Consider the following 6306-nt stretch of genomic DNA (forward strand, 5'->3'; position numbering starts at 1 on the left):
CGCGGGGACGCGCGCGACGCTGCCCGCGTCGCCGGTCGCGGTCGTCGCCTGGTTCGCGCTGGTCGTCGCGACCGGCATCGTCGTGGCGATGCAACGCCAGCGCTTCCTCGCGCTGGTCTTCATCAGCGTCATCGGCCTCGTCATCGCGCTCGCCTTCGTCCATCTTTCCGCCCCAGACCTGGCGCTGACCCAGATCGCGGTCGAGGTCGTGACGATCCTGCTGATGCTGCTCGCGCTGCACCTGCTGCCCAAGGTTCCGCCGCAACTCTCGAGCCTGCCGCGCCGCAGCCGCGATGCGCTGCTGGCGGCGGTCGCCGGGATCGGCACCGGCTGGGCGGCCTGGGCGGTGATGACGCGCGACCTGCGCGACACGGTCTCGTCGTTCCACTGGGCGAACAGCTATCCGGGCGGCGGCGGGACCAATGTCGTCAACGTGACCCTGGTCGATTTCCGCGCATTCGACACCTTGGGCGAGATCATCGTGCTCGGGATCGCGGGGCTGGCCATCTATGCGCTGCTCGAGCCCGCGGCGCGCGGCACGGCGGGGCGGCGGTTGCGCGAATGGCGGCACGACATGCCCCATTCGCCCGAGCGCCACCCGATGATGTTCGTGATGGCGACGCGGCTGCTGCTGCCGCTCGCGCTGCTGGTCGGCCTCTACATCTTCCTGCGCGGGCATAACCAGCCCGGCGGCGGGTTCATCGCCGCGCTGGTCGTTTCGATCGCGATCCTGCTGCAATATCTCGCCTCGGGCTTCGACTGGACCGACGACCGCCGCCGGATCGGCGAACATCCGCTGATCGCGGTCGGCGTGCTGATCGCGACCGCGACGGGGCTCGGCTCGCTCGTCTTCGGCGCGCGGTTCCTGACGAGCAGCTTCGGCTATTTCCACATTCCGCTGGTTGGCGAGGTCGAACTGGCGACCGCGATGTTCTTCGATACGGGCGTCGCTTGCGTCGTCGTCGGCGCGGTGATGATGGCGCTCGCCCAGCTCAGCCACGTCGCGCAGCGCGCGGCGCGCAACCGCGATCAGGCCGACGAGGAGACATCGGCATGAGCCTGGAATTCCTGATCGCCAGCGGAATCGCGGTGCTGACCGCAGGCGGCGTCTATCTCGCGCTGCGCGGCCGCACCTTTCAGGTCGTGCTCGGGCTGACCTTGCTGTCCTACGCGGTGAACCTGTTCCTGTTCGCGATCGGCCGGCTCGTCGTCGACCGCCCGCCGCTGTTCGCCAAGGGCGTGACCGACCATGCCGATCCGCTGCCCCAGGCGCTGGTGCTGACCGCGATCGTGATCACCTTCGGGATGACCGCGCTGGTCGTCATCCTGTCGCTGCGCAGCTTCCTCGAAAGCGGATCGGACCAGGTCGACGGCATCGCCGACGCCGTCCCCGGCCCGGAGCAGGATCGCGCATGACGCTGCTCGACCATCTCGTGATCGCGCCGGTCGTGATCCCCGCGATCATCGCGCCGCTGACGCTGATGGTGATGCGGCGGCGGCGGCATGTCGGCGTCGCGCTGTCGCTGGCCGGCTGCGTCGCGATGCTGGTCGTCGCGCTCGCGCTGTTCGGCATCGCGCAGGACGATGCGATCCGCGCCTATCCGCTCGGCGGCTGGCCGGCCCCGTTCGGGATCGTGCTGGTGCTCGACCGGCTGTCCGCCATGATGCTGGTGCTCGCGGCGGTGCTGGCGCTGGTGGTGATGCTCCACGCGGTCGTCACCGCGGTCGATCGCAAGGGCTGGCATTTCCATCCCCTGTTCCAGTTCCAGCTGCTCGGACTGAACGGCGCGTTCCTGACCGGGGACCTGTTCAACCTGTTCGTGTTCTTCGAGGTGCTGCTGATCGCCTCCTACGGGCTGATGCTCCACGGTCAGGGCGCGGCGCGGCTGAAGGCGGGGGTCGCCTATGTCGTCGTCAACATCGTCGGCTCGGCGCTGTTCCTGATCGCGCTGGGGCTGCTCTACGGGCTGACCGGGACGCTCAACATGGCCGATCTCGGCCAGCGCATCGCCGCACTGGGCGCACAGGACCAGGGGCTGATCCGGCTCGCCGGGCTGTTGCTGCTCGCGGTGTTCGCGCTGAAGGCGGCGGTCGTGCCGCTGCACCTGTGGCTGCCGCGCACCTATGCCGCGACCGCGCCGGTCGTCGCCGCGCTGTTCGCGATCATGACCAAGGTCGGCGTCTATGCGATGATCCGGGTCGTGCCGCTGATCTTTGGCGATGCCGCGGGCGCCGCCGCCTGGGTGCCGGCGCCCTGGCTGCTGCCCGCCGCCGTGCTGACCGCGATCATCGGCTTTGTCGGCGTGCTGGCGGCGCGCGCGATGCGCGAACAGGCGGCGTTCGCGATCCTCGGCTCGACCGGGACGCTGCTGCTCGCGGTATCGTGCTGGACACAGGCGACGACCGCGGCCGCGTTGTTCTATCTCGTCCACGCGACGCTGGCGGGCGCGGCACTGTTCCTCGTCGCCGACGTGACGCTGCGCCGACGCGGCCAATATGGCGATGCGATCGTCCCCAGTCCGCGCTTCGCGGGCCAGCAGGCGACCGGGCTGCTGTTCCTCGCCGCGACGATCGCCGCGGTCGGCCTGCCGCCGCTGTCGGGGTTCGTCGCCAAGCTGTTCATCCTCCAGACCAGCGTCACGGCCGCGCCATGGCCGCTGATCTGGGCGACGGTGCTGGGCACCACGCTGATCGGCGTGGTCGGCTTTGCCCGCAGCGGCAGCACGCTGTTCTGGAAGGCGGCCGACGATGCCGACCCGATCGCCGGCGCGGACCGGTCGCGCGCCGAACTGATCGCGCCCGCGACGCTGCTCGTGCTGCTCGCGCTGCTGACGCTCGGTGCCGGCTGGGCCACCGCGCAGGCGCAGGCGACCGCCGCGCAGATCTATGCCCCCGATCGCTATGCCGCGGCGGTCCTGACGGAGGCGACGCGATGATCAAGCGCCTCCTCCCCCACCCCGCGCTGACCGCGATGCTGGTCGTCGTCTGGCTGCTGATGGCGAACAGCATCACGGTCGGCGGGATCCTGCTCGGTCTGGTCTTCGGGATCGTCCTGCCCAAGTTCACCGAGCCCTTCTGGCCCGATCGCCCCCGCGTCCGCTTCGGCCGCGCGCTGCTCGGCTATGTCGGCCTCGTGCTCTACGACATCGTCGTCGCCAATTTCGAGGTCGCGCGGCTGATCCTGTTCCGGCGCAACCGCGATCTCCGCTCGCGCTGGCTGGTCGTTCCGGTCGCACTGTCGTCGCCCGAGGCGATCACCGTGCTCGCCGCGACGATCAGCCTGACGCCGGGGACGGTCTCGTCCGACGTGTCCGCCGACGGGCGCTTCCTGCTGGTCCACGCGCTCGACGTCGCGGACGCGGACGCCGAGATCGCGCGGATCAAGACCCGCTACGAGGCGCCGCTGCTAAGGATCTTCGCATGATCGCCACCGCCTTGCAGATCGCCGCCATCGCCATCGCGCTCGCGCTGCTGCTCAACGGCTGGCGGCTGTACCGCGGGCCCGCGCTCGCCGACCGGATCCTCGCGCTCGACACCATGGTGATCAACGTCATCGCGGTGATCGTCGTGATCGGCATGATGGGCGGCAACGACACCTATTTCGAGGCCGCGCTGCTGCTGGCGATGGTCGGGTTCGTCAGCACCATCGCCTATTGCAAGTTCCTCCTGCGCGGGGACATCGTCGAATGAGCGGCATCGTCGAGATCATCATCGCCGGCCTGATCCTGCTCGGCGCGGCGTTCGTGCTGATCGGCAGCTGGGGGCTGGTCCGCCTCCCCTCGACGATGGAGCGGCTGCACGGCCCGACCAAGGCGACGACGCTCGGGCTAGGCGGGCTGTTGCTGGCGTCGGTGGTGTTCTTCCAGGTCCGGCTCGGCGTCTGGACCGCGCACGAGCTGCTGATCTCGCTGTTCCTGTTCATCACCGCACCGATTTCGGCGAACATGATCGCCAAGGTCCATCTCCACCGCGCGCGGACCGGCGACCGCCCCGATCACGACGGCATTGCGGGGCCACCGCCCCGCCCCGACCCGGATGGCGAAGGCGACTGGGCGACGTTCGAGGCGCCGCATACCGACACGCAGGCCTCGATCGAAAATCCCTGAGCGTCTGCACGGGGCCGCGCAACCGCGTCAGGCCGGCTGTGGCCCGGGCTGTTTTGGATCCACCACGAACTTGGCGAAGGTGGAGATCGACCCGCCCGGCCGATCGACCTGATCCATCACCTTCACCTCGGCAAGCCAGCGGTCCGGCGTCACGGTGAACAGCTGATAGCCGCGCTGGTTGTTGAGCAGGCTGACGTTCGGATTGTGGTCGAGCGCGCGCGTCTCGCCCGCATAACGCGCACCGCCGGTGCCGCCCGACGAGATCGAAGTCGCGAGAAACTCGGTCGCGATTGCGGGACCGCCCAGGTCGTTCGCGTCGCGCGGGACCGAACCGACGACATTCTGGTGCAGGTCGCCGCTGCCGATCACGACATTGGTCAGCCCGCGCCGCGCGATGCCGTCGACGAGCCGCTGCCGCGCCAGCGGATAGCCGTTCCAATTGTCCTTGCCGATCACCGGCGTCGTCGCGCCGTCCTTGCGCGCGTCATAGGGCATGAACAGCACCTGTTGCGCGATGAAGTTCCACCGGGCGTCATTGGCGAGCCCGTCGTCGAGCCAGCGCTCCTGCGCCGCCCCCAGCATCGTGCGCCCCGGCTGGTCGACGGGCACGCAGGCGTCGAGTTCGCCCCGCGCGATCCCGGGCCGCTCGCAGAGCTGGTCGCTGCGGGCCGAGCGCGTGTCGAGCACGTGCATCCGCGCCAGCGTGCCGTAATCGAACCGGCGATAGGCGCGCCCGGTCCCGGGCCGTTGCGCGCGACGGACGGGGACATGCTCGTACCAGGCCTGCAACGCCGCGGCCTTGCGCGCGGCGAACACCGGCGGCGGGTTGCCGTCCTTGTCGAATTCGCCCGCCCAATTGTCGTCGATCTCGTGATCGTCGAACGACATGATGAACGCGACCGCCGCATGCGCCGCCTGCAGGTCGGGATCCGCCTTGTACTGCGCATAGCGGCGGCGATACTGGTCGAGCGTATAGGTCTCGGCGCCGAGGTGCTTGCGCGGACTGGGCTCGGCCCGGGTCGCCATCTCGTAGATATAGTCGCCATAATGGAAGACCGCGTCGAGATCGGGCTCGCGCGCGACATGCGCATAGGCAGTGAAGAAGCCCGTCTCGAAATCCTGGCACCCCAGCATCGCCAGCCGCAGCCGGGCGAGCGACGCGCCCGCCGCGGGCGCGGTGCGCGCGGTCCCCACCGGGCTCGATCCGGCACCCTCGACGAGGAAGCGATACCAATAGGGCCGATGCGATCGCAGCCCGTCGACCTCGACATGAACCGAATGCGCGAGCGCCGCGTCGGCGACCGCCGCGCCCGTCCGGACGATCTTGCGGAAACCCGAGTCCTCGGCGATGTCCCAGCGGACCGGAACATCATGCGGCGGCATGCCGCCGTCCGGGGTCTGCGGCTCGGGCGCCAGCCGGGTCCAGATCACGAACCCGTCGGGCCAGGGATCCCCCGACGCGACACCGAGCGTGAACGGATCGCGCGTGAACGTCGCCTTCGCGAGCAGCCGCGGCGCCCCCGCCCCGCCCAGCATTGCGAGCGAGAGGCCGGCCTTGACCAGATTGCGGCGATCGAACTGAGCCATACGGACACTCCCTGCGGCAGCGCGCGCCTGCAGCGCCCGACCGGCGTCGCAGCGCGACCTGCTATGCCGGAAAGACGGAGCAGACGGGCAAAACCCGACAGACAAAAGAACGGGCGGCGGCGATCCTACGGATTCCCGCGCTCACCCGCCGGGCGGATGGCGATCGCGTCTTTCCCGTAAGCGACATCGACCTGATAGGCCGCCTGCACCGCCTGCAATGCGCGGTCGGTATCGGAAATATGGAAGCGGCCGCTGATCGGAAGCGCCTGCAGGCGACGGTCCTCCAACAGGATCGGCCGCGCCGAGTAACGCTGAACCTTGCCGATCAGCACCGCGAGCGGAACGTCGGATGCCTCGAACCACCCCGACTTCCACTCGGGCGCGCTGGCCGCGATGCGGGGTTGCGCCGTGACCTGCCCGTCGACGACGCGTGCGCCGTCGCCCTTGTGCAGCACCAGATCCGCTTCCCCGGCGACGCCGACCTCGACCGCACCGCGGTAGACGACCACGGCGGTGCGCGTCGGCGACTGGCGATCGACGTTGAACGCGGTGCCCAGCACGCGGACGGACGTGGTGCCGCTCGCGACCCGGAACATCCGGCTGCGTTCGTGGC

General features: G+C 69.7%; 8 protein-coding genes. 6 read left to right on the top strand and 2 right to left on the bottom strand.

What is annotated here, in order from left to right:
• The 6 genes from mbhE to sphsw_RS10220 form a co-directional block, all read left to right on the top strand.
• Positions 1-1057: hydrogen gas-evolving membrane-bound hydrogenase subunit E (gene mbhE / locus sphsw_RS10195; protein ID WP_031440530.1), on the top strand; the 1057-nt coding region annotated here is incomplete at its 5' end.
• On the top strand, positions 1054-1416 hold the full coding sequence (locus sphsw_RS10200; RefSeq protein ID WP_031440531.1) for a Na+/H+ antiporter subunit C: 363 nt from the start codon (positions 1054-1056) through the stop codon (positions 1414-1416). The genes mbhE and sphsw_RS10200, both read left to right, overlap by 4 nt.
• The gene (locus sphsw_RS10205; protein WP_031440532.1) at positions 1413-2936 is read left to right on the top strand and encodes a monovalent cation/H+ antiporter subunit D; all 1524 of its coding nucleotides are present in this window, start codon (positions 1413-1415) and stop codon (positions 2934-2936) included. The genes sphsw_RS10200 and sphsw_RS10205 overlap by 4 nt, the downstream gene beginning before the upstream one ends.
• Positions 2933-3424, top strand: a complete 492-nt coding sequence (locus sphsw_RS10210; protein ID WP_031440533.1) for a Na+/H+ antiporter subunit E — start codon at positions 2933-2935, stop codon at positions 3422-3424. The genes sphsw_RS10205 and sphsw_RS10210 overlap by 4 nt, the downstream gene beginning before the upstream one ends.
• Positions 3421-3690 carry a K+/H+ antiporter subunit F gene (locus tag sphsw_RS10215; RefSeq protein ID WP_031395560.1) on the top strand — a complete coding sequence of 90 codons (270 nt, stop codon included), beginning with the start codon at positions 3421-3423 and terminating at the stop codon, positions 3688-3690. The genes sphsw_RS10210 and sphsw_RS10215 overlap by 4 nt, the downstream gene beginning before the upstream one ends.
• The gene (locus tag sphsw_RS10220; RefSeq protein WP_031440534.1) at positions 3687-4106 is read left to right on the top strand and encodes a Na+/H+ antiporter subunit G; all 420 of its coding nucleotides are present in this window, start codon (positions 3687-3689) and stop codon (positions 4104-4106) included. Before sphsw_RS10215 ends, sphsw_RS10220 begins: the two co-directional genes overlap by 4 nt.
• 27 nt (positions 4107-4133) lie before the next feature.
• Here the strand turns inward: sphsw_RS10220 and sphsw_RS10225 are convergent, their stop codons facing one another.
• The gene (locus sphsw_RS10225; RefSeq protein WP_031440535.1) at positions 4134-5693 is read right to left on the bottom strand and encodes an alkaline phosphatase D family protein; all 1560 of its coding nucleotides are present in this window, start codon (positions 5691-5693) and stop codon (positions 4134-4136) included.
• Positions 5694-5818: 125 nt separating this feature from the next.
• On the bottom strand, positions 5819-6306 hold a 488-nt coding region (locus sphsw_RS10230; RefSeq protein WP_200874027.1), incomplete at its 5' end, for a FecR family protein.

This window comes from Sphingomonas sp. FUKUSWIS1 (assembly GCF_000733135.1).
Classification (GTDB): Bacteria; Pseudomonadota; Alphaproteobacteria; order Sphingomonadales; family Sphingomonadaceae; genus Sphingomonas; species Sphingomonas aerolata.

Coding starts and splice junctions, on each gene's coding strand:
- sphsw_RS10200 (WP_031440531.1), top strand. CDS start 1,054: ATGAGCCTGGAATTCCTGATCGCCAGCGGAATCGCGGTGCTGACCGCA.
- sphsw_RS10205 (WP_031440532.1), top strand. CDS start 1,413: ATGACGCTGCTCGACCATCTCGTGATCGCGCCGGTCGTGATCCCCGCG.
- sphsw_RS10210 (WP_031440533.1), top strand. CDS start 2,933: ATGATCAAGCGCCTCCTCCCCCACCCCGCGCTGACCGCGATGCTGGTC.
- sphsw_RS10225 (WP_031440535.1), bottom strand. CDS start 5,693: ATGGCTCAGTTCGATCGCCGCAATCTGGTCAAGGCCGGCCTCTCGCTC.
- sphsw_RS10220 (WP_031440534.1), top strand. CDS start 3,687: ATGAGCGGCATCGTCGAGATCATCATCGCCGGCCTGATCCTGCTCGGC.
- sphsw_RS10215 (WP_031395560.1), top strand. CDS start 3,421: ATGATCGCCACCGCCTTGCAGATCGCCGCCATCGCCATCGCGCTCGCG.